The following is a 24715-nucleotide window of genomic DNA, read 5'->3' as shown; positions in this document are numbered from 1 at the left end:
CTAGCGATCACTCATTAGTCGTGTTCTGTGCTTGTTTGCGCAGTTCACGAGGATCGTTATGAGCGCGACGACGGCGGCGACGTGGCTTAGGTGCCTCGTCTTGGGTAGAAGCAGCAGGCGCTTGCTTTGCTTCTTCAGGTGCCACTGTTTCAACGGGGGCCTCTGGTGAGGGCGTTTGAACCTCTTCATTAGTCGCCAATGTAGGCTGCTCTGTGCTTTCTTGAGCAGCAGCGCTGTTATTCGCGGTTTCTGAAGCAGCTGTCGTGTCTGAAGCAGTTGTATTGCTCACTGCGTCACTGTCTAAAGAAGGTGCTTCCGGCTGTTCAGCAAACTCTGGTGAGCTTGCTTCAATGCTAGCTGCTACGCTTTGCGAGAGTGTCTGAGTGTTAGCGTCACTGTCGGCAGTCTCAGCAGTCTCAGCAGTCTCAGCAGTCTCAGCAGCTTTCGGCGCTTCTGCATGTGTGTTGGCGTCTGCGGATGTCTCTTGTGCCGTCTCCTGCGGTTCTTGAGACGCAGGTTCTTGAGACTCAGAAGGTTCTTGAGACTCAGCAGCTTGAGATGCCGACTGCTGGGGCTTGTCAGTCTCTTTTGCAGTTTCTTCGCCACGTGAGCTTACTGATTCGCTGTTGGCGGTATCAAACTCTTTCACGTTTGAACTACTCTCTTCCTCCAGCTCTACTCCCGCATCAGCTTTCACAACCTCAGACGAACCGCTAGCCGCCTCTTGGGGCGCTTCTTGAGCAGCAGTTGCGTCATCAGTTGGCTGTTGAGGTTTGGCCTCAGCGCTTTTCTCTACACGTTCCTCTGCTTCAGGTTCCGCTTTCTCTGCCGCTTGCTGAGGTTGGCGACGCTGGCGCGTAGCCTTGCGTGCTTTCTCCGCCTTTTCGGCAGGGCGCTCAGCCGTTGTTCCATCGGCAGCTGCTGATTCCTCTACAGCTGGTTCAGGCGCTTCAGTCACTGCTTCGGCGGTTGGTGCAGCTGTTGTGCTGGCCCCATCTTGTAAAGAGGGGCTGGCCGGCGCTGCTTTACTGCTGTTCACTTCAACAGCAGGCGCTTCAACAGCAGGCGCTTCAACAGCAGGTGATTCAACAGCAGCCTCAGCAGAAGGAGCGTCTGCAGAGGGAGCTTCAGCCGCTGCGGCTTGCAGTTTCAGCTGTTCCGCTTCGGCTTGAGGATTAACGGCCTGTTTACGCGTGCGGTTGCGCGGATTGTTACGCGTGCGTTTCGGCTTGCCGTCATCCTGTTTGTCGTCCGTTTGTGATGCAGACTCACGGGTAACTTCGTTTTTCGGCTTGGCATCACGTGGTTTGTCGCGACGATTTTCTGGTTGAGCAGTAGGTTTAGCCGCCTCATCTTTAGGTGACTCTTTAGCCGCTAGGTTTGTCTGCTGCTCTTTTTGACGACTGCTCTTTTGATCATTGTCCTGGAGCTTGGCATCGTCTTGCTGAGGGTGGCGTCGACGGTTGCGAGTACGACTAGGACCGCTACGTTTATCGTTAGCGTCGTCGTTATTATCAGCGTTGCGCGGTTGGCTAGGCTGCGGGTTACTCGGCTGTTGATTGCTCGATTGCTGCTGACTGCGCTGCTCGTTTCTGCTGGCGCTTTCGCCACGTTCACGGGCAGGCTTTGGCTTGCTTTCGCTGCGTTGTGAGCGATTTTTGCTCGTTCTCTCAGGCTGCTTGCGGGCAACAGGAGCTTCCGGTTCAGGCTGGCTCGTGCTGGTATCTTCACCGCCTAGCAGTTTGGCGAAGCCTCTGATAAAGCGGCCAATCACACTGGGTTGCTCTTCAGTGGAGGGGGGAGTCGCTGTAACGGCTTTATCTGCTTTGGCAGCTCTCTCTGCCTTCTCTTCAGTCTGAAGAGAGGCGGGCGCTGGTGCGTTATGTACAACGCTTTTAACCGCTGCTTCAGCACGCATGGCGGGCGGAGTGAAGCTAGGATCGGGTTCTTTACCTACTTCAGTATCAGTCGAAAGCTCGAAGCTGGATAGCGTCAGGCTTTCATCATCGTCTAGGTGGTCATCACGTAGTCGCTGAACGTCGTAATGCGGCGTATCCATTTCGGGATTCGGCAGTAGAACTACGCGTACGCCTTGACGTGATTCGATGTCTGCTAGAACGCTGCGCTTTTCATTCAGTAGGTAGGTCGCGACAGGTACTGGAAGAATGGCGCGGATTTGTGCGCTGCGCTCTTTCATAGCTTCTTCTTCAATCAGGCGCATGATAGAGAGCGAAAGCGAGCGAACATCGCGAATAGTGCCTTGGCCGTTACAGCGCGGACAAACAACACCGCTGGTTTCGCCTAGCGAGGGGCGCAGCCGCTGACGTGACATTTCCATTAAGCCAAAGCGAGAAATCCGACCAATCTGAACGCGAGCACGATCCAGCTTCAGGGCATCGCGCATGCGATTTTCAACCTCGCGCTGATTGCGCGCAGGGCCCATATCGATAAAGTCGATAACGACGAGGCCACCGATATCACGCAGGCGCAACTGTCGAGCAATCTCATCGGCTGCTTCAGAGTTGGTTTGCAGCGCGGTTTCTTCAATATCGCTGCCACGTGTAGCCCGGGCAGAGTTGATATCAATAGAGACCAGCGCTTCGGTGTGATCGATAACAATGGAGCCACCAGAAGGAAGTTTTACTTCGCGCTGGTAAGCAGTTTCGATTTGCGACTCAATTTGGAAACGCGAGAAAAGCGGAACTTCATCGGCGTAGAGTTTAATTTTCTGCTGGTAAGAGGGCATTACCTGACGAATAAAGCCCAGTGCTTCTGCATGAATCTCGGGGCTGTCAATTAACACCTCGCCAATGTCTTGGCGTAGATAATCGCGCATGGCGCGGATAATGACATTAGACTCGCGGTAAATCAGGAATGGGGCTGAGCGCTTGCCAGCTTCAGTGGTAATGGACTCCCACACTTGGACGAGGTAATCCAAGTCCCACTGCAGCTCTTCTGGGCTACGGCCGATACCGGCGGTGCGAACGATCAGGCCCATTTTGTCTGGCACTGTCAGTTGGCCCATGGCATCTTTCAACTGGCTGCGGTCATCACCTTCAATGCGGCGTGAAATGCCGCCTGCACGGGGATTGTTCGGCATCAGAACGAGAAAACGGCCCGCTAAGCTGATAAAGGTAGTCAGTGCTGCCCCTTTATTGCCACGCTCTTCTTTATCAACTTGGACGATGACTTCCTGGCCCTCTTTCAGCACCTCTTTGATGCTGGGGCGACCAGACACATCTTTGATAAAATATTCGCGGGAAATTTCTTTTAGTGGCAGGAAACCGTGGCGTTCGGCGCCAAAATCAACAAAAGCGGCTTCAAGGGAGGGTTCTACCCGGGTGATTTTACCCCGGTAAATATTGGCTTTCTTCTGTTCTCGAGCGCCAGATTCGATGTCTAAATCGTAAAGGCGTTGCCCGTCTACCAGCGCAACCCGCAGCTCTTCTGGCTGGGTTGCGTTAATCAGCATCCGTTTCATATTGTCTCACATAGCATTGCGAGCCGACGAGCCGTCTGGGCGTGGCGTAGACGAATCGCTGGGTGCTGCGTGCTTGTGCTCGGCGCATTGCTATGCTGACGCATTAAGCCGGGAAGGCAATCATGCCGACCCGGCCGTAAGGGCGTTGAGTACGTGGCGGAGGCAGAACATGTTTCGGTGGCTGTCACGTCCATCCGGCTCTGCTGACACCGCCAACACCTGGCATTCATCGATTCGTCAACGCCGGTCATCGGCACAGCGTTGAACTTGGCGCCCCAAGTCAAGCAGCACCTTGTGACGAACAGGATAGGCTGCTTGGGGCGTGACGTTTGTTAATTCAATTGCCTGCCATTGCGGGCGAAGCAAAAGTGTCTCTGCCGTCAAAAAGCATGCGACAGAGTAACTGTATATCCAGTACGTAAGGCGCGTGGGTAATGCGTACACTACGCCATTTTGCCTGTGCTCTGGCCTGCGTGTTTGTCGGGCAGGCGCTTGGCAAGAGTGGTAGTGCTCCCGTTACGACGTGTCTGTTTACGGGTAAGCCACACTTGGCCGCTGAACGTTTTGGAATATAACAGTAAAGACAACTACCAGCAATTGACGCAATGCGCATTGGTCTACGCTAGAATGCCGTTTTTAGCCTGTCGCTATTAGATCACACCAGGAGTGAGCGTTAATGTCCGAAGGGCGGGAAGTACAGTGGGTGGATATCGCCCCGGAACAAGCAGGTCAGCGAATCGATAATTTTCTGATGACGCGTTTAAAAGGTGCTCCTCGTGCATTGATTTATCGCATTGTGCGGAAAGGCGAAGTAAGGGTTAATAAAAAACGCGTCAAAGTAGATTATCGACTTCAAGCGGGTGATCTGGTGCGTGTGCCGCCGCTGCGATTAGCGCCGAGAGAAGCGGTTAAAGAGGTGAGTGACAACTTACGTGATTTATTAATTGGTAGCGTCATTATGGAAGGGCCCGATTGGATGGTGATTAACAAACCATCCGGATTGGCAGTCCATGGCGGAAGTGGCGTCAAAATTGGCCTCATTGAAGCGCTTCGGCAAGTGCGCGATGACCTTACTTTTTTAGAGCTTGTCCACCGATTGGATCGTGATACATCGGGCTGCTTACTGTTGGCAAAATCTCGTGATGCGCTCGTCACACTCAACGAATCGCTGAAAAAGCATGCAATGGACAAACGCTACTTAGCGTTAGTGAGTGGTCGTTGGCCTGCTCGGAAGAGTTATGTGAGTGCTCGCTTAGACCGCTTTGATGCGGGTAATGGTGAAAGGCGAGTGCGGGTAGATCCAAATGGCAAGGTTTCACGGACTCACTTTGCGGTAGTGGAAACCTTTGAAAAGGTCACGCTGATAGAGGCGGAGCCTGTAACAGGCCGCACCCACCAGATTCGTGTCCATGCGGCTCATGCTGGGCACGCCTTATTGGGTGACGATAAATACGGTACCCGCGAAAGTAATCATATGGCGCAGCGCCTTGGTTTGGGGCGTCTATTTCTTCATGCCCGTGCATTAACGTTTCCCGAGCCTGGCAATGGTCGACCCGTTACGGTGAAAGCACCGCTGCCTGAGGCATTAGAAGAAACGTTAAAACGCGCTCGTAAATAAGGAAGCGAAATGCGCTATGAGCTAATTATCTTTGATTGGGATGGCACATTGATGAACTCTGTGCCGAAAATTGTCGCCTGCATGCAGGCCGCTGCTTCTGATGCCGAGTGGAATGAGTTAGACGTCAGTGCTATCGAGAATATTATTGGCCTGGGCCTGCCTGAGGCGATAGCGACGTTATGCCCTGGTATTGAAGCGGTTCAGGCCGAGCGCTTGCGTCAACGCTATGCCTACCATTTCGTTCATGGTGATTCGACGCCCATGCCTTTTTTTGAAGGCGTTAAAGAGCAAGTTGCTCGTCTGCGTGAGCGTCCTTATCAGCGTTTGGCGGTGGCGACGGGGAAGAGTCGTCGTGGTCTAGATCGGGTTTTTACCGAAACAGAGTCAGGTGGTTGGTTTAATGCCAGTCGAACAGCAGATGAAACACGTTCTAAGCCTCATCCGCAGATGCTGCTTGAACTGCTCGAAGAGCTAAAAGTGCCCGTTGAGCGTGCTGTGATGGTGGGGGATACCGAGTATGACCTTGAGATGGCAAGGTCTATTAATATGGATCGTGTAGGCGTTACTTACGGTGTGCATGCCCCCGCTCGGTTAGCGGCTAGCCAGCCTGTGTGGCTGGCGGATGATGTAGATAGCCTGTTCGACTGGCTTCACGGTTAGTGGCGTTAACAGCCACTGAGAGTAGTGGTTGTACGATCAAGCGAACACTAGGAATCGTATATGAGTGATGAGCAGCAGCGCGATGAAAGTGGTAATGGTGGTGGCTCTCAGGCGGGTGATGGTTTTTCTGGCCAGGAGAGTGGTGACCGTTGGACTGATGGGCCAGAGGTTGTCCAGCAGGCCAAAAAGCAACCGCTACCGGGAGTGGAGAGTGATGATGCCGAAATACTGCGCGAGCGCCAGCGGTTAGCGCAGTTGGAAATGATGGACCGCTGGGTTGGCGGTGTTTTAACGGAACAGCGCAGAACTCGGCGCTGGAAACTGTTCTTTCGTTTGATGTTGCTGGCGATTGTATTGGTATCGTTAACAACAGTGCTATACCGCGTGTTTCTCGCTGAGCCAACGGCCTCATTGCCCACCGAGAGCCACGTAGCACTGGTGGAAGTGCATGGTGTGATTGCCAGTGATGCACCAGCAAATGCTGAACGCATCATTAAAGGTTTGAATCGTGCATGGTCATCGGGGAGCGCTGCTGCTGTTGTGTTGCACATTGATAGTCCTGGTGGAAGCCCTGTGCAATCGCAGCGTATTTACGACGAAATTATGCGGCTGCGTGATCAGGGCGAAAAGCCCATTATTGCCGTGATAGAGGATATTGGTGCGAGCGGCGCTTACTACGTTGCTTCTGCTGCCGATAGCATCGTGGCGTCTCGTGCAAGCTTAGTTGGCTCTATTGGTGTTATCTATGCTGGCTTTGGCTTCCAGGAAGCGATCAACCAGATTGGCGTAGAGCGTCGCGTAATGACTGCCGGTGAAAACAAAGCCTTTTTGGATCCTTTTCAGCCGATTGATGAAGAGGCTGCTGATTTCTGGCAGGGCGTTCTGACTCAAACCCATGAGCAGTTTATAGACGATGTGAAGGCAGGGCGTGGTGATCGTTTGAGCAATAGCCCTGAGATTTTCTCAGGGCTTATCTGGAGCGGTGAGCAAGCGTTAGAGCTAGGTTTGATAGATGAGTTGGCCAGTCTTGAGCAAGTCGCTCGTGAGCAGGTAGGCGATGCTGAATGGGAAAACTATACGCCTAGCTTAGACCCCTTCGAGCGTTTGACACGCCGCTTTACTCAAACAGCTGCTGAAGTGCTAGGGCTTCAGTATGCGCATGCTCCTTTGCGCTTTCAGGCTCAGTAACGACTAAGCGTCGCCGAGTGGGTTCATGCCTGCTTGGCGAAGCATGTCGCATAGTGCGATGAGTGGAAGCCCTATGAGTGCGTTTGGGTCTCGGCCTTCGAGTTTTTCAAACAAGCTAATCCCCAGTCCTTCCATGCGGAAGCTGCCAGCGCTGTCTAAAGGTTGCTCAAGGGCAACATACCGTGCAATTTCTTGCTGGCTCAGTGAGCGAAAGAACACCTCAAACGGCTCGATATGGACGTGATGCCGTTGGTGGCGGGTATCAACTAATGCTAAGCCCGTCAAGAAAGTCACTTTTTGGCCAGAAAAGCGTGCCAGATTCTCCCGAGCGCGCTCTTCCGTATGAGGTTTGCCTAGAATGTCGCCCTCAAACAGAGCTATTTGATCAGAGCCAATGATGCAATGGTTGGGGAAGCGCTCAGCAACGGCGTTGGCTTTGCTGAGCGCCAAACGGTGCACTAAGGCATTGGGCGTTTCATTAGGGTAGGGCGTTTCGTCGATGTCTGGAGAGCAGCATTGATAGGGCAGTAATAGCCTGTCCAGTAGCGCTTGGCGGAAGCGAGAGCTTGATGCAAGGACAAGTGGCGCGTTATTGGTTTGAGGCACAGTGTTCTCCTTAATAGGTCTGGTTGAGCATTAATCGGCGTTCAAGCGAGTGTAACGAAACCTTGTTAGCCTGCCTATTTACGTGGTTTTGGGAGATAATCTCGTAAGAATTGCACCGACAGCTTTGACAGCAGGGGGGCGAGTGCCTATCATTGCGCGCCTATGTTGACCTCACAAATCCCCAGCCGGGTTGAGCCTTATAAGCTTGCAGCCCGCCGCGAACGACTAGAAGGCATTGTGGCGCTGAACAAGCTGCCACGCCTAGCTGAAGAAGCAGGTGACCAAACCGGCGACTGTCATGTCGTACTCGAGTTTGGCGTTGATGCCCAAGGCCGTCGCGAAATTCGTGGCCATTTGCAAGCGACCCTGGCGTTGCCTTGTCGCCGTTGTCTAGTGCCGCTAAGCCAAGACGTTTCCAGTGATTTCTTATTAGGAATGATTGCAGACGAAGCTTTGGCTGCCGAGCTACCTGCTAGTCATGAGCCGGTGCTGGTGGAAAATGAACAGCTGGACTTGCTGACGGTAATAGAGGATGAACTTATCCTTAGCTTGCCGCAGGTGGTCTATCACGATGAGACCGAATGCCATGTCTCGGCGGAGCAGCTGGTCAGCAAGACCGAAGGCACGGCGGAAGACTCCGCTCCGGCCAAGAACCCTTTCGCAGTGCTTAATGCTTTGAAAAGCAGTGGCGCTTTGAAAGGCAAAAAGTAAGCATCACTTACCTTAATTACCTTGGAGTAAACACCCATGGCAGTTCAACAGAACCGTAAAACTCGTTCCAAGCGCGGTATGCGTCGTAGCCACGATGCGCTGAGCGCACCGACTCTGTCTCAGGACAAAGAAACCGGTACTACTCATCTGCGTCACCACGTTTCTCCCGACGGTTTCTACCGCGGTCGTAAAGTGGTCGAAGTTTAAGCCTTAGCGCTTTTATGAGCGGCAAAACAGGGTGGGTGCTGTGTGCGCCTAGCGATTGATGTAATGGGGGGTGACCAAGGCCCCCGTGCCATTATCGAAGGCTCCGCAAGGGCGGTTGTTGAACGCCCCGACCTAGCATTAACTCTGTTTGGTCCGCGTCAGCAGATTGATGCTGAACTTTCGCGTTTGCCGCAGCCTTTGGCTGCGGCAACGTCACGTTTGGTGGCAGCCGATGCTCCAGAAAGCGTTTCTCAAGCGGCAACTGCTGCCTGGGCAATGCGCCGCGGAGGCGCTACCAGCATGGCGTGTATGCTGCGTAGCCTGTCTTCAGGTGAAGCGGTTGCAGGCGTGAGTGCGGGAAATACCGGAGCTTTGGTCGCTTTAGCGAGGCGCGAGCTTGGTATGTTGCCTGGTATATCCAGGCCGGCAATCAGTACTGCAATCCCCGCGCGTGGAGGGCGACGCTGTTATTTGCTTGATTTAGGGGCAAATGTAGATTCGCCTGCATCCAGACTGTTTGATTTTGCCATGATGGGTGCCGCCATGGCTCAGTGTATGGATCGCATTAGGCGGCCTCGTGTTGCCTTGTTGAATGTGGGGTCTGAAGCCACGAAAGGTAGTGCTAATGTGCGCGAAGCGGATCGTTTGCTGCGTGAAAGTGCCAGCGATTTAAGCTTTGATTACCTTGGTTATGCTGAGGGTGGGGATATTTTTCAGGGCGATCTTGACGTCGTGGTTTGCGATGGCTTTGTTGGTAATGTCACGTTGAAAGCCAGTGAAGGCTTGACTCGTATGTTGGTGGAGCGTGTACAAATGGCGTTTGAATCACGCCTGAGTGGGCGTTTGGCAAGTATACTGGCCAGGCCTGTACTGAAGAGGCTTAAGCGGGAGCTAGACCCTGTACGTTATAATGGGGCCAGCCTCTTGGGGTTGCAGGGTATTGTGGTGAAAAGCCACGGCAGCACCCAAGCGGATGGTTTTTATTATGCAATTCAGCGTGCATTGCAAGAAGTGGAGCATGATTTGCCTGTACGAATTGCAGCGCGCTGGTCGTGTTCTTGAGCGCTATCAGCGCAGTAGATAATAAGACGTTATATATTTTTGCGGACTATTGGTGGTGGCAGGATGTGCCAAAAGCTGTTTTAGCAACGGCGCCAATAGCACGCTTATCGCTCAACTGAGCAAATGCCTACAAGAGCAAAGGTGAACGACATGTCTCAACCCCTTGCCCTCATTTTTCCCGGGCAAGGCTCTCAGCAACTTGGAATGTTGCGAGAGCTAGCCGAGCGCTACAGTGTGGTGGGAACTACATTTGAGGAAGCGTCAGACGCTCTGGGCTACGATTTGTGGAAAGTCGTCCAGGAAGGTCCAGAAGAAGCGTTGAATGCGACGGCATGCACTCAGCCGGCACTACTTGCCTCCAGCGTAGCTATCTGGCGTATCTGGCAAGAGCTGGAAGGGCCTCGCCCAAGTGTCATGGCCGGCCATAGTCTTGGTGAATATAGTGCTATGGTTTGCGCTGGAGTGATGGGGTTCGCTGAAGGCGTGCGCCTTGTTCGCCTGCGCGGTGAAGCTATGCAGGAAGCTGTCCCTGCAGGAGAAGGTGGCATGGCGGCGATCCTTGGGCTTGACGATAGCGCAGTTGAAGCGGCCTGTGCCCAAGCGGCTGAAGGAGAAGTGGTATCTGCCGTTAATTACAACTCGCCTGGGCAGGTTGTTATCGCAGGTGGCAAAAATGCCGTGGAGCGTGCTATCGCAGCCTGCCAGGAAGCGGGAGCCAAGCGAGCGCTTTCACTGCCGGTGTCAGTACCTTCCCATTGTGCGTTAATGCGGCCAGCTGCTGAGCGACTTTCCGAGGCTATGCAAAAAATTGAGCTGCGTGCCCCTCGTTATGCGGTTATCCAAAACGTCGATGCGCAAGCCCATGCTGATATTGAGACATTGCGTACGCGCTTAATCGAGCAGTTGTATCAGCCCGTTCGTTGGTCATCTTGCGTTGAAGCGATGGTCGAGCAAGGTGCTAATGTGTTCATTGAATGTGGGCCTGGTAAAGTGCTTACCGGATTGAATAAGCGCATTGTGCGTAGTGCCAAAGGGTTGGCGGTAAATGATCCTGATAGCCTGGATTCAGCCCTTGAGTTAGCACGTGAGGCGTCGGCGGGTGGTGCGTGAAAAATGGTGCGTGATAAGTCACTATTTTCCGCTACCCTTGCTTAGTTAGGTTGAAGGAAGAACGTTATGACTCAAGAACGAAGAGTTGCACTAGTTACTGGTGCTAGCCGAGGTATTGGGCGAGCCATTGCCCATGAGCTTGGGCGTCAAGGACGTATTGTGGTGGGAACTGCCACTAGCGAATCGGGTGCTGAAAAAATTGATGCGGATCTAAAAGAGCATGGCATTGAAGGTGCAGGTATGTGCCTTAATGTTACTGATCAGCAGAGTATTGATCAGGTGCTCAAAACAATTGGCGAACGTTTTGGTGCGCCCACGATTTTGGTCAATAATGCCGGTATTACCCGTGACAATTTGTTAATGCGCATGAAAGAGGATGAGTGGGACTCCGTGATGGATACCAATCTCAAATCTGTTTATCGCGTTAGCAAGGCATGTCTGCGTGGTATGACAAAGGCGCGCTTTGGGCGTATCGTGTCGATAAGTTCTGTAGTGGCAACGATGGGTAACCTAGGCCAAACTAACTACGCCGCTGCCAAAGCAGGAATGGAAGGTTTTAGTCGTGCTTTAGCGCGTGAAGTGGCTTCCCGTGCTATTACGGTTAATGCGGTTGCGCCTGGGTTTATTGCAACGGATATGACAGAAGCGTTGCCTGAAGCGCAGCATGAAATGCTGCTTAAGCAAATTCCTCTTTCGCGTTTAGGCGGGCCTGAGGAAATTGCCGCTGCCGTTGGGTTTTTGACAAGTGATGCTGCAGGTTATATCACTGGCGAAACGCTACACGTTAACGGCGGCATGAATATGCGTTGATGGCCTTAGGTTTGGCGGTTGCGTCAGCTTAAGGGCGTCTATAAACTACCCCGCAGCTTTTGGCTTGCGGTTTCCAAATGGCTGGTTATCAAAAACGGCTAATGTGAACGACTGGAGTACGTTGATGAGTACTATTGAAGAGCGCGTTAAGAAAGTTGTGGCAGAGCGCCTGAACGTTAAAGAAGAAGATATCCAGAATAGCTCTTCTTTTACTGAAGACCTGGGTGCTGATTCTCTTGACACCGTTGAACTGGTGATGGCGCTTGAAGAGGAATTTGATACTGAAATTCCTGACGAAGAAGCTGAAAAAATCACCACGGTTCAAGAAGCTATCGACTACGTAAACGCCCATCAGTAAGGGTTGAGTCGAAGCAGTGAACCAGGGTGGGGTGCTTACCCACCCGTATGAAAAGCCGTCCTGAGTAGGGGCGGCTTTTTTGCTTTGTTGTCACAATGAATATAACGTTCAATCTCCGTTATACTAGTCACCGAATTTCTGCAGCAAATGACCCAGATGGGTCGTGTCACCATGGATGCCTGGAGGAAAGCTAATGGCGCGAAGAAGGGTAGTGGTAACTGGGTTAGGCCTGGTGACCCCAGTGGGTAACAGTGTTAATGAGTCGTGGGCAAATATTGTCGCCGGCAAAAGTGGCATAGCGCCGATTGAGCACTTTGATACAAGTGGCTTCAACACGCGTTTTGGAGGATCGGTTAAAAATTTCGATATTAGCCCCTATCTGAACCCTAAAGACGCACGCAAGATGGATTTGTTTATCCAGTACGGCATGGCGGCAGGAGCCCAGGCCGTTCAGGACTCGGGGCTTGAATGTACCGAAGAGAATGCTGAGCGCATTGGGGTGGCTATTGGTTCAGGCATTGGTGGTTTGCCGATGATTGAACATAACCATAATGCGCTGAATAAGGGTGGCGCACGCCGCGTCTCGCCGTTTTTTGTGCCAGGTTCAATCATTAATATGATTTCTGGCAACATGGCGATTCAGCACGGCTTCAAAGGCCCGAATATCGCGATTACCACAGCGTGTACAACGGGTACCCATAATATTGGCTACAGTGCTCGCACGATTGCATACGGCGATGCCGATGTAATGATCTGTGGCGGTGCGGAAATGGCCACTACCCCATTAGGGTTGGGCGGGTTTTCGGCCGCGCGAGCGCTCTCTACTCGCAATGAAGACCCTCAGGCGGCGAGTCGCCCGTGGGATACTGATCGTGACGGCTTTGTGCTGTCAGACGGTGCGGGTGTGCTTGTTTTGGAAGAGTACGAGCACGCTAAAGCGCGTGGTGCCAACATCTACGCAGAGCTTGCAGGCTTTGGTATGAGTGATGATGCCTATCATATGACGGCGCCGCCGGAAGATGGGCGTGGTGCTGCACTTTCCATGAGCAACGCCATTAAAGATGCGCGTATTGATCCAGCGGATGTGCATTATATTAACGCGCATGGCACGTCTACCGCAGCGGGTGACTTAGCAGAAAGCCGGGCGATTGAAAAAGTGCTTGGTAGCGCAGCTCAGCAGGTTGCCGTGAGTTCTACCAAATCAATGATTGGCCACCTATTAGGTGCTGCAGGAGCGGTTGAAGCGGTGTTTAGTATTCTGGCTATTCGAGACCAGATTGCGCCGCCGACCATTAACCTGGATAACCCGCAGGAAGGCTGTAATCTTGATTACGTACCGCACACCGCACGGAAGATGCCCATTGAAATAGCGCTCTCAAACTCGTTTGGGTTTGGTGGTACCAACGGTTCACTGCTGTTTAAAAAGGTATAGCACGCAATGCCAATGCCCCAGGTGCCGTTTGACGACCGAGGGCTTGCGTATGGTGACGGAGTATTTGAAACAGTGCTGCTGCGCGCTGGTGTCCCTGTGTTATGGGATTATCATTACGCACGCTTACTGCTGGGCTGTCAGCGTTTGAATATTCCGTTGCCCTCCATAGAGCAACTGGTCGCCACCTGGCAATCTCCGTCTCGCGCCGAGCTTGAAATACTCAAACTAATCCTAACCCGAGGAAGCGGTGGGAGAGGGTATGCAACGCCGGATAGCTCTCAACCTCGCTTGCTTAGCCGTAGAACGCCTTTTGTGGTAAATGCTGACCGTTGGCATGAGGGAGTTAACGTACGGATTTGTCAGTTGCGTTTGGGGCATCAGCCGCTTTTAGCAGGCATTAAACACCTTAATCGATTGGAAAATGTACTCGCGCGCCAGGAGTGGAGTGATCCCGACATCGCCGAGGGGTTGCTTGGAGATGCTGATGGCTGGCTGGTGGAAGCCACCAGTATGAATGTCTTTTGGCAGCAAGCGGGAGTGCTCTTCACACCGCCATTATCGCAGTGCGGCGTGGCGGGTACGCTGCGAGCGGCATTATTGGATCATGGCGTCGTGCAGGAAGCCCCTATTGCGTTGAACGCTATCCATAACGTTGAGCGTCTTTGGGTGGCTAACTCGGTACAAGGTGTGTGGCCAGTGAATAAGCTGTTAAGTGAAACAGGTGTGGTCCTGAAGTCCTGGTCGCTGACAGGCCAAGATAGGCTGCAAGCAATAGGCCATGACTTACTTGGTTATTCGTTGACATCCCGTTAGGCAGAATTTTATCAACATTATTGAGGTGTCATGGTGAAACGGTTTTTAGCTGCCGTAGGTGTCGTGGTCGTGGTTGGATTTGCAGCCGTTGTGGGCGGCTATGCTTACTGGCAGCAGCGCTTATCGGCATCGGTCTCACTTGAGGAGCCCGCGCTTTACCAGGTTCCTGCGGGTGCTGGGTTCAATCAGGTCGTTCGAGAGCTGGAAAGCCAGGGTTTTATTGAAGATGCTTGGGCATTTCAATTATTGGCGCGTGTTGAGCCTGAGCGTGTACCACGCTTACGGGTGGGGGAGTATCAGCTAACCCCTGGCATGAGCGGTCTTGAACTGATTGCTCTATTGGGCAGCAATAACGTTGTCACTTATCCGTTAACGATTCCCGAAGGCTGGACGTTCCGCCAGATGCGCGAGCTGTTGGACAGTGCGCCAAAACTTGAGAATCGGACGGCAGAGTTAAGTGACGACGAAATTATGTCGTTGCTGGATCGAGAGGGGACTTTTCCTGAAGGCTGGTTTTTCCCTGATACCTACCGCTACCACCTGGGTATGAGTGACGTAGATATTCTACGTCAGGCGCTTTCCCGCATGGAGCAGATTCTAGAAGAAGTCTGGGACGGGCGTGATGATGATCTGACCATCGACACACCTTATGAAGCGCTCATTATGGCATCGCTAATTGAGCGTGAAACAGGCGCGCCGGAAGAGCGTCGGGAGATTGCAGGTGTCTTTAAACGTCGTATGGAACAGGGAATGCGTTTGCAAACAGATCCCACCGTCATTTATGGCATGGGCGAACGCTATGAAGGGAGGATCACACGTGCTGATTTACGTGAGGCGACCCCCTATAACACCTATGTGATTGACGGCATGCCACCAACGCCGATTGCCTTACCCGGGCGCGCCTCCCTTGAAGCGGCTGTTAATCCGCTACCTGGAGAAACGCTTTACTTCGTCTCGCGCGGTGACGGTACCCACCATTTTTCACGGACGTTGCGTGAGCACAATAATGCGGTTAATCGCTATATTCGCAATCGCTAATTAGGTCGAGTCATTGTTTAACTGCGATGTGTTTTTTTCGAATTTACTTAGTAAGGGGCTTCAATGAGCAAGCGCGGACGCTTCATCACCCTTGAGGGTGGTGAGGGAGTCGGAAAATCTACTAACGTAGCGTTTGTAGAGACATGGCTACAAGAGCGCGGGATAGAGGTTGTGCGAACCCGTGAGCCCGGAGGGACGCCGCGCGCTGAAGCGATTCGAGGATTGCTGCTTGATCCCTCTTTCGATGAGCCCTTGCACAGCGATGCCGAATTGCTATTAATGTTTGCCGCGCGAGCCCAGCATCTAGCGCAAAAAATAGTGCCAGCCCTTGAGCGCGGTGCCTGGGTGATCTGTGATCGTTTTACCGATGCTACCTTTGCTTACCAGGGCGGTGGCCGCGGCATTGAGACAGATCGGATTGCTCAACTGGAACAGTTCGTGCAAAAAGGTCTCTCCCCAGATCTAACCCTGTTACTCGATATGTCACCCGATGCTGCTAAAGAGCGTCTTGAAGGGCGTTTAAGAGACCAGCAAACGCAGCGTGATCGCTTTGAACAAGAGCAAATAACCTTTTTCGAAGCAGTGCGGCGAGCTTACTTAGCGCGCGCTGCCGCCGCCCCCCAGCGCTTTGCAATTGTTGACGCGGGGCAAGCGCTTGATCAAGTGCAGGCGTCTCTAGCTCAAGCGCTAGAAGAGCGAGTGGCGTTATGGCAATAATGGGAGTGCTGCCTTGGCATCAGTCTACGTGGCAGCAGTTAACTCGTCTCACCAATGAAGGACGACTGCCGCATGCGCTGTTAATCAGCGGTGCTCACGGAGTTGGCAAGCAGCAGTTGGCGGAAGCGTTGATTGCTCGAACGTTATGCGCCCAGCCTGGCGAGCTAGCCTGCGGTCACTGTCATAGCTGTGCCATGCTGGCTTCGGGCTACCACCCCGACTTGATGCGCATTTCTCCCGAAGAGGGGAAGCGCCAGATTCGCATTGACCCCATACGTGATGTAAACCGTTTTGTTTCGCAAACCGCGCAGCAGGGCGGTTATCGTGTGATCGTGATCTCTCCCGCGGAAGCAATGAATATTGCAGCGGCAAACGCACTTCTCAAAAGCCTTGAAGAGCCCGGCGATAAAACGCTATTTATTCTGCTGTCAGACGTGCCTTCGAGAACGCTACCCACGATTCGCTCCCGCTGTCAGCAGTGGCCATTAGCCAGTGTTCCCTTTGAGGATTGCCGAGGCTGGTTGACTGAAAAACTCGGCGGCGACGAAGCACATTTTTGGTGGCGAGTGTCGGGTGGTTTGCCGCTGCTTGCTGTGGAGTTGGCAACGCCTGAGGAGCGCGCTCTTCGCCATCAAATTCATGACAGTTTCGAGCAGTTAGTGCGTGGTGCTGAGCCTGTTTCAGAAGCTGCCAGGCTTGATCGTCAGGCCATTGATGCCATCTTGTGGTACGGTATTGCTTGGCTTGAAGACTTGATCCGGCTGGGTTTGTCTGGCGAAACCTCGGTGCTGCATAACCCCGATTTAGAGCCGTTATACCGCCAAGCGATGAAAAATGGGCGGGTGCAGGATTGGTTCCGATTACTGGATTATGCTCGAGAGCAGCGCCGTTTATTCGCAGTCGGCGCTAACCCGAACCCTCAGCTAGTGCTTGAAGCGTGGCTGGTACGCTGGTCGGCGCTGTTACGCTCCTAGGGCTGTTGCTAAATAGGGTTGTTGCCAAGGAGGCTGTTATGACGGTTCAAAAAGCACTTTCTTTGACAATGCCGGATATACCGACGTTACTTTCCGCGTATATGCCTTTTCTAGATAGAGGCGGTATTTTTGTCCCGACTAAAGCGCTTTATCGACTTGGACAGCAGGTCTATCTATTGCTGACCCTGCCAGGAGAGAGTGAACGTCTTTCTATCTCCGGCCATGTTGTTTGGGTTTCTCCTGAGGGCGTGAGTGGACAGCGAATGCCAGGTATTGGGGTGCATTTCAGCCAGCAGGACTACTCAGTACGTGATCGCATTGAAACGTTGTTGGCCGGCCAATTAGATAAAGCACCTCCATCCTTTACGCTTTGATAGCCGCTTAGCACCGCAATAACATTGAACAAAGCCTGCCCTTCACCTGTTTACGAGAATTTAAGAGAGCTGCATGTTTGTTGATTCCCACTGCCATTTAGACCGTTTATCTGAGCTAACCCACGACGGTGATATTGCCGCAACGCTGGCAGCTGCTCGTGCTGCTAATGTGAACCAGTTCTTGGCTGTTGCGGTGACGCTTGAGGAGATGCCGGGGTTGGCGGCAATCGCTCGTGAGCACCACGACGTGGTTATTTCGGCGGGACTGCATCCACTTCATCAGGCTCCGAAAGAGCCAATCGTTAGCGATATTGTTGATGCTGCTGAGCAGTATGGTGCAGTCGCCATTGGTGAAACAGGGCTGGATTATCACTATCAGGACAGCGTGCCTGTAGAGGTTCAGCACGAGCGGTTTAAGCGCCATTTAATTGCGGCCAATGAGCTAGAGCTGCCGGTAATTATTCATACTCGTGAAGCGAAAGAAGACACGTTAGCGTTGCTGCGTGAGCACACTAATCCGGAGGTGGGCGGCGTATTACACTGCTTTACTGAAGATTTAGACATGGCGCGTGAGGCTGTGCGGCTTGGGTTCTATATTTCGTTATCGGGTATTATCACCTTCCGTAATGCCGCGTCGCTTAGAGAACTAGCCAGAAAGCTGCCGCTTGACCGACTACTGATTGAAACCGATAGCCCTTATTTAGCGCCTGTACCTTATCGTGGAAAACCCAACGAACCTGCTTGGGTGGTTGAGGTGGCAGAGTGTATCGCTAAAGAACGAGGGATCAGCGTTGATGAAGTGGCGATGCAAACCAGCGCCAATTTTTATCATCTGTTCCGCGCTGCCGTGCCTGATGCACCTGATAACGTAAAGGAAGCGTTGGCGCAGTCCGGTTTAGTGGTATAAGTGGCTGTAAGCACAGCTTGGGAGGTAAGCGATGAATATTGATCGGCTTATGCAGCAATTTAACGGTTCGGCGACGATTCCCCCCGTTGATCAGTGGCAGCCAGCACTTAGTGGCGATATTGATATCGTTATTCAGGCTGATGGCACGTGGCTGCATGAAGGAAAGCCGTTTGAGCGCCTTGCCATACCACGGTTGTTAGCGAGCCTATTACGACGCGATGCCGATGGCTATTGCCTGGTAACGCCTGTTGAACGTTGGCGTGTCACCGTGGTTGACTGCCCGTTCGTGGCGGTAGAAGCAGATTTTCACGATGATGCCTGGTGGCTGACGACCCAGTTCGATGACGTTGTTCGTGTGGATGCAGAGCACCCGCTTAGTCTCTCCAAAACGCCTGAGGGTGTCCTTGCCCCTGAGTGTGCCGTGCGCTTTGGGCTAGCGGCTCGCTTGCATCGCAATGTGTATTATCGATTGGTAGAGCAGGCCACGCTGAGCGAAGCAGACGACGGCGAATGCCAATGCCGACTCTACAGCGCAGGATCTTGGTATGTCTTAGGTCAGTTTAATGCCAATGATGCGATGCCAGGCGAGGTGACGTGAAGTTAACCGCTGAACAGCAAGCCGTTGTCCATCATCGCGAGGGGCATGCCCGCGTAGCGGCTGTCGCGGGGGCGGGTAAGACCACTACCATGGCGGCAAGGGTGCTCCACCTGTTGGCGTCTGGTGTGTCGCCGAAGCGTATGCTGGTGCTGATGTTTAACCGCTCAGCTCGAGACGATTTTCAACGTCGCCTGATCAGCATGGCGCCTCAAGGGCAGCCATTGCCAGATGTGCGTACCTTTCACTCCCTTGGTCATCGGTTGACGCAGAGTCTGTGTCGCTGGGGGGCGCTTGCGCCGAGACGCCTGCTGTCTGCTGATTGGCAGCTAGAGCGCCTTTTGCGTCAGGCGAGCTTGAATGTGCTTCACGATGCCGTTGAGCGTCGCGATGCGGCTATCGAAGGCGACCGATTAGAAGCGCTTGCTCACTTCTGTGGGCTGGTAAAAGCGGAAATGCTATCGGCTGATGTACTTTACAAGCGTCTTAATTACGAGCCGGATACTGACTACTTTCCCAGAGCATTTGATGAAGCTGAACGGTTGTTGCACGTTGAAGGCGTCATGACCTACGCTGACTTGCTCTACCGGCCCCTGCAAGTGTTAGAAGCTGAACAGACCTTGCGCAGTCGTGTGGAAGGTTTTCTTGATCATGTGATCATTGATGAATATCAGGATATTAATACTGCCCAGCAGCGGTTGCTGGCGGTGCTGGCGGGTTCTAGCGCCAATGTGATGGCGGTAGGTGATGCGAATCAGTGCATCTACGAATGGCGGGGCGCACGCCCTGACACCATGCTGGAAAACTTTACCGCCACGTTTGGCAGCGCCACAGACTACCCGCTCTCTATCACGTTTCGTCATGGCCACGCGCTGGCGCTAACCGCAAACCATGCCATCATGGCTAATCAGCGCCGACCAGACCAGCTCTGTTTAGCGGATGCTAATAATCCTGAGACCCATATATCTGTTGGTCAGGGCAGCAGATTGCTGCTCGATGCCTTAGTCGATTGGCAAGCGCAGGGGCGCGCGTTGAGCGATGTTAGTCTGCTGGTGCGTAGTTGGGCGCTTTCGGTGCCATTTCAGTTGGCGTTACTGCAGGCGGGTATTCCATTTCGTCTTCAACGAGAAGACCGTTTCGTTTTCCGACTCCCTCTCGTGCAGGCATTGGCTGGCTATTTGAAACTGTCTCGCCAGCCAGAGCTGCTGCACGACCCAGAGCAACTCTTGCTTTTGCTCTCTCAGCCAACGCCTTTTGTTGCCCGTGAGCGGCTTCAGAAGCTCGCTTATCAGCTGGCCAGCACCCAGCGCTGGCCTGAACGCCACGAGCCGGTACTAACCTCTCTAAAGCCGCTGCAGCGCCGCACGCTCAAAAAACGCTGGGCGCTGCTATGTGAGCTGCCCAAATTAAGTGGTTGGCCGCCTGCAAAGCTGCTGAGTCATGTGGTGGAAACGATCGAAGCGGAAAAAACCTTAAAGCGAGCAGCGGCAAGACGCGATAAGGGCGAAGAGGACGTTCGTCTATTGGATGTGCTTATCGAGCAAGCCGATAGCGTGAAAGATCCAGATGCGTTTATCGAACTGCTCGAACGTCCAGTAGAGAACCAAGCTGGCGGTGTTCTGATTAGCACGGTTCACGGAGCGAAAGGTCTGGAGTGGCCGTTGGTCGCCGTTGTTGGAGTGAACGAAGAGGACTTTCCGCACTACAGTCGAGACAATCCGCTCAATGATGAGAGGTTAGAAGAAGAGCGACGACTGTTTTACGTAGCGATTACGCGGGCTCAAGAGCAGCTGCTGGTGTTGCATGATGGTGGTGTTCATCGGCCTAGTCGCTTTATTGCGGAAAGCGCTTGGCAGGATAGTTTGCGGGTGGCGTCATGTCTGTCGCGCCAAGATACACCCGTAACGGCTGTGCAGGTAACATCGCCGAGCTTGGTGAAGCGCTATCTTGAGCGGTTAGGACGAACAGACATTGAGCTGGCGGCGCCGCAGGTCAATGAGGCGGCGGCAAGTTACCAGGCTGATGCACACTTTTACCCAGGACAACGCTTGATGCATGCCGTGTTTGGAGAAGGTGAGGTGGCCTCGGTAGAAGGTAACCCCTCCGATCCTGTTATCGATGTGCGCTTCGCACAGGCTGGCCGGCGTCGTCTCATTGCTCGACGTGCGCCGATTGAGTGCTTAGAGCCACCGGCGCAGCCAGCGTAACTGGCCGCGCCGTATGGCACCCTAGTGATGCGGATTACATAGTCGGATGGTTACATATTGGGATAGTTAGGCCCGCCGCCGCCTTCTGGTGCTACCCAGGTAATATTTTGGGCAGGGTCTTTAATATCGCAGGTTTTGCAGTGCACGCAGTTCTGGAAGTTGATCTGGAAGCGTGGCTTGCCTTGATCATCTTCCACCACTTCATAAACCCCCGCAGGGCAGTAGCGTTGGGCCGGTTCTGCATAGGTTGGCAGGTTGTCGCGAATCGGCAGCTCTGGATCTGCTAGGCGCAGATGGCAGGGCTGGTCTTCTTCGTGGTTGGTGTTGGACAAAAAGACGGAAGTCGATTTATCAAACGACAATTTGCCATCGGGCTTCGGATAAGTGATTTTTTCAAACTCGGCTGCAGGTTTTAGCGCGCCGTGGTCGGTGGTGGTGTCGTGAACGTTGGGTAGCTTATTGCCCAGTAGTTGATTGGCGAAGTTGTAAGCACCGCCGCCTACCGTGCCATATTTATGGATAGCAGGGCCAAAGCTTGCGCTCTCTTTTAGCTCTTCATAGGCCCAGCTGGCTTGCCATTTCTCAGTGAAGCTACTTAGCTCCTGAGCACCTTCATCACCCCCCTTAATGGCTTCAAAGACGCTTTCTGCAGCGACCATGCCGGATTTCATCGCTGTGTGCAGGCCTTTGATTTTGGCAAAGTTCAGCGTGCCCGCATCGCAGCCAATCAATAGACCACCCGGGAACGTCATTTTCGGTAGGCAGTTAAAGCCGCCTTTGGTAATGGCGCGCGCACCATAAGCAACCCGTTTGCCGCCTTCTAAATATTGGCTAAGCACCGGGTGATGCTTCATGCGCTGGAATTCATCAAAAGGTGACAGCCAGGGGTTTTTATAACCAAGATCCATAATGAGGCCAACGACGACCTGCTGATTTTCTGCGTGGTAAAGGAACCAGCCGCCGTGAGTGTCTTTTTCAAGCGGCCAGCCCGAGCCGTGAAGCACAAGTCCGGGTTCATGTTTGTCGGCGGGAACATCCCACAGTTCTTTCAAGCCAATCCCATAGTGCTGCGGGTCACGACCAGCATCTAGTGAGAACTCTTTGATTAACCGTTTACCCAAGTGGCCGCGGGCACCTTCGGCAAATAGCGTGTATTTCGCGCGCAGTTCCATGCCTGGCATATGGCCATCTTTGGGAGTGCCATCTGCGCTAACACCCATGTCGCCAATGAGGATGCCGCGTACTGCACCATCTTCGATAATTACGTCCTGGGCAGCAAAGCCAGGGAAAATTTCCACCCCAAGAGCCTCGGCTTGCTCGGCCAGCCAGCGGCATAGGTTGCCTGCGCTAATCACATAGCGGGTAAGATCGCCGCCAGTGTTATGCATGCTTTTTGGCACTAGCGCATTAGGAATTTTTTGCGCTTTTTGAGCATCTTTTAATAGATAAACATCGTCACGAACGGCAGGTGTGTTAAGCGGTGCGCCGCGCTCTTCCCAATCAGGAAATAGTTCTGCCAGTGCGCGGGGCTCAAAGACAGCACCAGAAAGAATATGGGCGCCGACTTCGGAGCCTTTTTCTACTACACAAACCGTCAACTCTTGTTCTGCTTGATTTGCCTGTTGCATTAGGCGGCAAGCGGAAGCTAGGCCAGAGGGGCCAGCCCCGACAATGACTACATCGAAGTCCATGACATCGCGTTCAACATTTTCCACCCGGCTTCTCCTTATTCTCATAAGAGCCATTATTTACAAAAACTAGCCTGTACAAACGTCAAATGAGCGTTATGAGAACTAGCTTATAAAAAGATGGCCTTAATTTTAAACGGTCGTTTGCTTCTGGTTATGCTCCATGATAGGCATAATACCCCTGTAAGGTCACCCCTACGATGGCAAAAGCACCATTTATCCATGGAGTTTACATCGCTGCTACGACCAAGGCCGTAGTTAATCGGTGTTGTCGCTAGTCACTAGGTTGTGGCAAATTGATAGGGTTTTTCATTTACAGACCTATCAAACGCTTGCATGAATTTTTTAAGGTGTCGTTTTAAATACACGTCGCCCCTATTTTAGAAGCATCAGCTGGTACGATGCTGAGACAAGCTAACGGCTTCCATCACAAGCCAAGCGAGGAATCTATGAAAGTACTCGTCGCGGTTAAACGCGTCATCGACTATAACGTCAAAATCCGCGTGAAAGCGGACAACTCTGACGTTGATCTTACCAACGTCAAAATGGCGATGAACCCCTTCTGCGAAATTGCCGTAGAAGAAGCGGTGCGCCTCAAAGAGAAGGGTGTTGCGACAGAAGTCGTGGCCGTTACCGTTGGCCCTAAGGCGGCTCAAGAGCAGTTGCGCACCGCGCTAGCGCTTGGGGCAGACCGTGCTATTCATATTGAAACCGACGAGCGCGTTGAGTCGCTTGCGGTAGCCAAGTTGCTAGCTAAGGTTGTTGACGAAGAGCAGCCTGGTTTAGTGATTCTCGGTAAGCAGGCTATCGATACCGACAACAATCAAACGGGCCAAATGCTGGCCGCGCTGACCAATCTACCCCAAGGTACTTTTGCCTCTGAGGTTGCTGTTGACGGTGACAAGGTCAACGTCACTCGCGAAATCGATGGTGGTCTGCAAACCGTAGCGCTTTCTCTGCCCGCTATCGTTACCACCGATTTGCGTTTGAACGAGCCGCGTTACGCGAAGCTTCCCGACATCATGAAGGCTAAGAAGAAGCCGCTGGATACCAAAACGCCCGCTGATTACGGGGTTGAAGTGGCCTCCAAGGTGAGCCTGCTCAAAGTGGAGTCCCCGGCAGAGCGCAAAGGTGGTGTTAAAGTCGCCTCGGTAGATGAATTGATCGACAAACTGAAAAACGAAGCCAAAGTGCTTTAATAGGAGCTGATCTCATGAGCATTCTGGTACTTGCCGACCTTCATGAAGGTCAGTTAGCGGGCGCAACCGCTCACGTAGTTGCTGCTGCCAAGGCGATTGGTGGTGACATTGACGTGCTGGTGGCCGGTGAAGGCGTTCAGGCGGCGGCTGATGCTGCTGCAAAGCTTGAAGGCGTCAATAAAGTTCGCGTTGCCGATAACGCTGTTTACGCCCATCAGCTTGCCGAGCCAATGGGCGCTCTATTGGTTGAGTTGGCTGGCGACTATACCCACGTGTTGGCTAGCGCCTCTACCACTGGCAAAAACGTACTGCCGCGCTTGGCTGCCTTAAAAGATGTTAGCCAGCTGTCCGACGTGATTGGCGTTGAAAGTGCTGATACTTTCCTGCGTCCAATTTATGCGGGCAACGCCATCGCCACAGTAAAAAGCGACGACGCACTGAAAGTGATGACCGTGCGTACCACTGCGTTTGATGCGGTCGAGAGCACGGGTAGCGGCTCTGTAGAAGCGGTAGAAGTAGTGGTCGAAAATGGTCAGTCTAGCTTTGTTAAGCAAGAGCTGGCGCAATCCGACCGTCCGGAACTTGGCGGTGCCAAAGTAGTGGTGTCTGGTGGTCGTGGTATGGGCAACGGCGAAAACTTTAAGCTGCTTGACGGCATTGCTGACAAGCTGGGTGCTGCCATTGGTGCATCACGAGCGGCCGTAGACGCTGGGTTTGTGCCCAATGATATGCAGGTTGGCCAAACCGGTAAGATTGTGGCCCCTGAGCTGTATATTGCTGTGGGTATTTCTGGTGCTATTCAGCACTTGGCGGGCATGAAAGACTCTAAAGTCATTGTTGCGATCAACAAAGACGAAGAAGCGCCCATTTTCCAAGTCGCCGATTACGGCTTGGTGGGTGATCTCTTCGAGGTTCTGCCGGAGCTTGAAAGCAAGCTATAAGCCACTGAATCTAAACTGG

At 53.0% G+C, this 24715-nt stretch carries 24 protein-coding genes; 21 read left to right on the top strand and 3 right to left on the bottom strand.

What is annotated here, in order from left to right; genetic code table 11:
• Positions 1-7 precede the first annotated feature (7 nt).
• A complete protein-coding gene (rne, locus tag ACN06F_RS10780) occupies positions 8-3481 on the bottom strand; it encodes a ribonuclease E (RefSeq protein WP_433923896.1) in 3474 nt (1157 codons plus the stop codon).
• 434 nt (positions 3482-3915) lie between these two features.
• Between rne and ACN06F_RS10775 the strand changes: the two genes are divergently transcribed.
• The 4 genes from ACN06F_RS10775 (at position 3916) to sppA (ending at position 6947) form a co-directional block, all read left to right on the top strand.
• Positions 3916-4056 carry a hypothetical protein gene (locus ACN06F_RS10775; RefSeq protein ID WP_157697981.1) on the top strand — a complete coding sequence of 47 codons (141 nt, stop codon included), beginning with the start codon at positions 3916-3918 and terminating at the stop codon, positions 4054-4056.
• A gap of 101 nt (positions 4057-4157) precedes the next feature.
• Entirely contained in the window at positions 4158-5099 is a 942-nt protein-coding gene (locus tag ACN06F_RS10770) for an RluA family pseudouridine synthase (RefSeq protein ID WP_038485329.1), read from the top strand.
• 9 nt (positions 5100-5108) lie between these two features.
• Complete coding sequence (locus ACN06F_RS10765; RefSeq protein ID WP_038485326.1) at positions 5109-5759, top strand: HAD-IA family hydrolase; 651 nt, start codon at positions 5109-5111, stop codon at positions 5757-5759.
• Positions 5760-5819: 60 nt separating this feature from the next.
• A complete protein-coding gene (gene sppA, locus ACN06F_RS10760; protein ID WP_433923895.1) occupies positions 5820-6947 on the top strand; it encodes a signal peptide peptidase SppA in 1128 nt (375 codons plus the stop codon).
• Between the two features lie 3 nt (positions 6948-6950).
• Here the strand turns inward: sppA and ACN06F_RS10755 are convergent, their stop codons facing one another.
• Entirely contained in the window at positions 6951-7553 is a 603-nt protein-coding gene (locus ACN06F_RS10755) for a Maf family protein (protein ID WP_433923894.1), read from the bottom strand.
• A 162-nt stretch (positions 7554-7715) separates the two neighbouring features.
• Here ACN06F_RS10755 and ACN06F_RS10750 point away from each other — a divergent pair, with 162 nt between their 5' ends.
• The 15 genes from ACN06F_RS10750 to ACN06F_RS10680 all read left to right on the top strand — a co-directional run bounded on the left by ACN06F_RS10750 (position 7716) and on the right by ACN06F_RS10680 (position 20868).
• A complete protein-coding gene (locus ACN06F_RS10750) occupies positions 7716-8264 on the top strand; it encodes a YceD family protein (protein WP_038485316.1) in 549 nt (182 codons plus the stop codon).
• A gap of 36 nt (positions 8265-8300) precedes the next feature.
• A complete protein-coding gene (gene rpmF / locus ACN06F_RS10745) occupies positions 8301-8471 on the top strand; it encodes a 50S ribosomal protein L32 (RefSeq protein WP_009099300.1) in 171 nt (56 codons plus the stop codon).
• A 42-nt stretch (positions 8472-8513) separates the two neighbouring features.
• The gene (plsX, locus tag ACN06F_RS10740) at positions 8514-9533 is read left to right on the top strand and encodes a phosphate acyltransferase PlsX (RefSeq protein WP_120386781.1); all 1020 of its coding nucleotides are present in this window, start codon (positions 8514-8516) and stop codon (positions 9531-9533) included.
• 150 nt (positions 9534-9683) lie between these two features.
• The gene (gene fabD / locus ACN06F_RS10735; protein ID WP_095603137.1) at positions 9684-10643 is read left to right on the top strand and encodes an ACP S-malonyltransferase; all 960 of its coding nucleotides are present in this window, start codon (positions 9684-9686) and stop codon (positions 10641-10643) included.
• 66 nt (positions 10644-10709) lie between these two features.
• A complete protein-coding gene (gene fabG, locus ACN06F_RS10730) occupies positions 10710-11453 on the top strand; it encodes a 3-oxoacyl-ACP reductase FabG (protein ID WP_038485281.1) in 744 nt (247 codons plus the stop codon).
• A gap of 124 nt (positions 11454-11577) precedes the next feature.
• Positions 11578-11811, top strand: coding sequence for an acyl carrier protein (gene acpP, locus ACN06F_RS10725; protein WP_008956801.1), 234 nt, complete (start codon positions 11578-11580; stop codon positions 11809-11811).
• Positions 11812-12004: 193 nt separating this feature from the next.
• Positions 12005-13243, top strand: a complete 1239-nt coding sequence (gene fabF / locus ACN06F_RS10720) for a beta-ketoacyl-ACP synthase II (RefSeq protein ID WP_038485274.1) — start codon at positions 12005-12007, stop codon at positions 13241-13243.
• 6 nt (positions 13244-13249) lie between these two features.
• Complete coding sequence (gene pabC / locus ACN06F_RS10715) at positions 13250-14056, top strand: aminodeoxychorismate lyase (protein WP_433923893.1); 807 nt, start codon at positions 13250-13252, stop codon at positions 14054-14056.
• A 30-nt stretch (positions 14057-14086) separates the two neighbouring features.
• The gene (gene mltG, locus ACN06F_RS10710) at positions 14087-15094 is read left to right on the top strand and encodes an endolytic transglycosylase MltG (RefSeq protein ID WP_433923892.1); all 1008 of its coding nucleotides are present in this window, start codon (positions 14087-14089) and stop codon (positions 15092-15094) included.
• Between the two features lie 63 nt (positions 15095-15157).
• The gene (gene tmk, locus ACN06F_RS10705) at positions 15158-15811 is read left to right on the top strand and encodes a dTMP kinase (RefSeq protein WP_433923891.1); all 654 of its coding nucleotides are present in this window, start codon (positions 15158-15160) and stop codon (positions 15809-15811) included.
• Complete coding sequence (locus ACN06F_RS10700; RefSeq protein ID WP_433923890.1) at positions 15802-16785, top strand: DNA polymerase III subunit delta'; 984 nt, start codon at positions 15802-15804, stop codon at positions 16783-16785. The genes tmk and ACN06F_RS10700 overlap by 10 nt, the downstream gene beginning before the upstream one ends.
• 38 nt (positions 16786-16823) lie before the next feature.
• Positions 16824-17159 (top strand): PilZ domain-containing protein, encoded by a 336-nt coding sequence (locus tag ACN06F_RS10695; RefSeq protein ID WP_095603132.1) that lies wholly within the window; start codon positions 16824-16826, stop codon positions 17157-17159.
• Positions 17160-17232: 73 nt separating this feature from the next.
• Positions 17233-18066 carry a TatD family hydrolase gene (locus ACN06F_RS10690; RefSeq protein ID WP_433923889.1) on the top strand — a complete coding sequence of 278 codons (834 nt, stop codon included), beginning with the start codon at positions 17233-17235 and terminating at the stop codon, positions 18064-18066.
• A gap of 31 nt (positions 18067-18097) precedes the next feature.
• Complete coding sequence (locus ACN06F_RS10685; protein ID WP_253485488.1) at positions 18098-18664, top strand: DUF1285 domain-containing protein; 567 nt, start codon at positions 18098-18100, stop codon at positions 18662-18664.
• Positions 18661-20868, top strand: a complete 2208-nt coding sequence (locus tag ACN06F_RS10680) for an ATP-dependent helicase (RefSeq protein WP_433923888.1) — start codon at positions 18661-18663, stop codon at positions 20866-20868. Before ACN06F_RS10685 ends, ACN06F_RS10680 begins: the two co-directional genes overlap by 4 nt.
• Positions 20869-20918: 50 nt before the next feature.
• Here the strand turns inward: ACN06F_RS10680 and ACN06F_RS10675 are convergent, their stop codons facing one another.
• Positions 20919-22583 (bottom strand): electron transfer flavoprotein-ubiquinone oxidoreductase, encoded by a 1665-nt coding sequence (locus tag ACN06F_RS10675; protein ID WP_095603130.1) that lies wholly within the window; start codon positions 22581-22583, stop codon positions 20919-20921.
• A 422-nt stretch (positions 22584-23005) separates the two neighbouring features.
• Here ACN06F_RS10675 and ACN06F_RS10670 point away from each other — a divergent pair, with 422 nt between their 5' ends.
• Entirely contained in the window at positions 23006-23755 is a 750-nt protein-coding gene (locus ACN06F_RS10670) for an electron transfer flavoprotein subunit beta/FixA family protein (protein WP_038485245.1), read from the top strand.
• 14 nt (positions 23756-23769) lie between these two features.
• Positions 23770-24696, top strand: coding sequence for an electron transfer flavoprotein subunit alpha/FixB family protein (locus ACN06F_RS10665; protein ID WP_038485241.1), 927 nt, complete (start codon positions 23770-23772; stop codon positions 24694-24696).
• Positions 24697-24715: the final 19 nt, after the last annotated feature.

The organism is Vreelandella sp. 21, assembly GCF_050995515.1.
Taxonomy (GTDB): Bacteria; Pseudomonadota; Gammaproteobacteria; order Pseudomonadales; family Halomonadaceae; genus Vreelandella; species Vreelandella alkaliphila.
The sequence above is the reverse complement of the archived record's forward strand: the minus strand, read 5'-3'. Positions and strand labels throughout refer to the sequence as shown.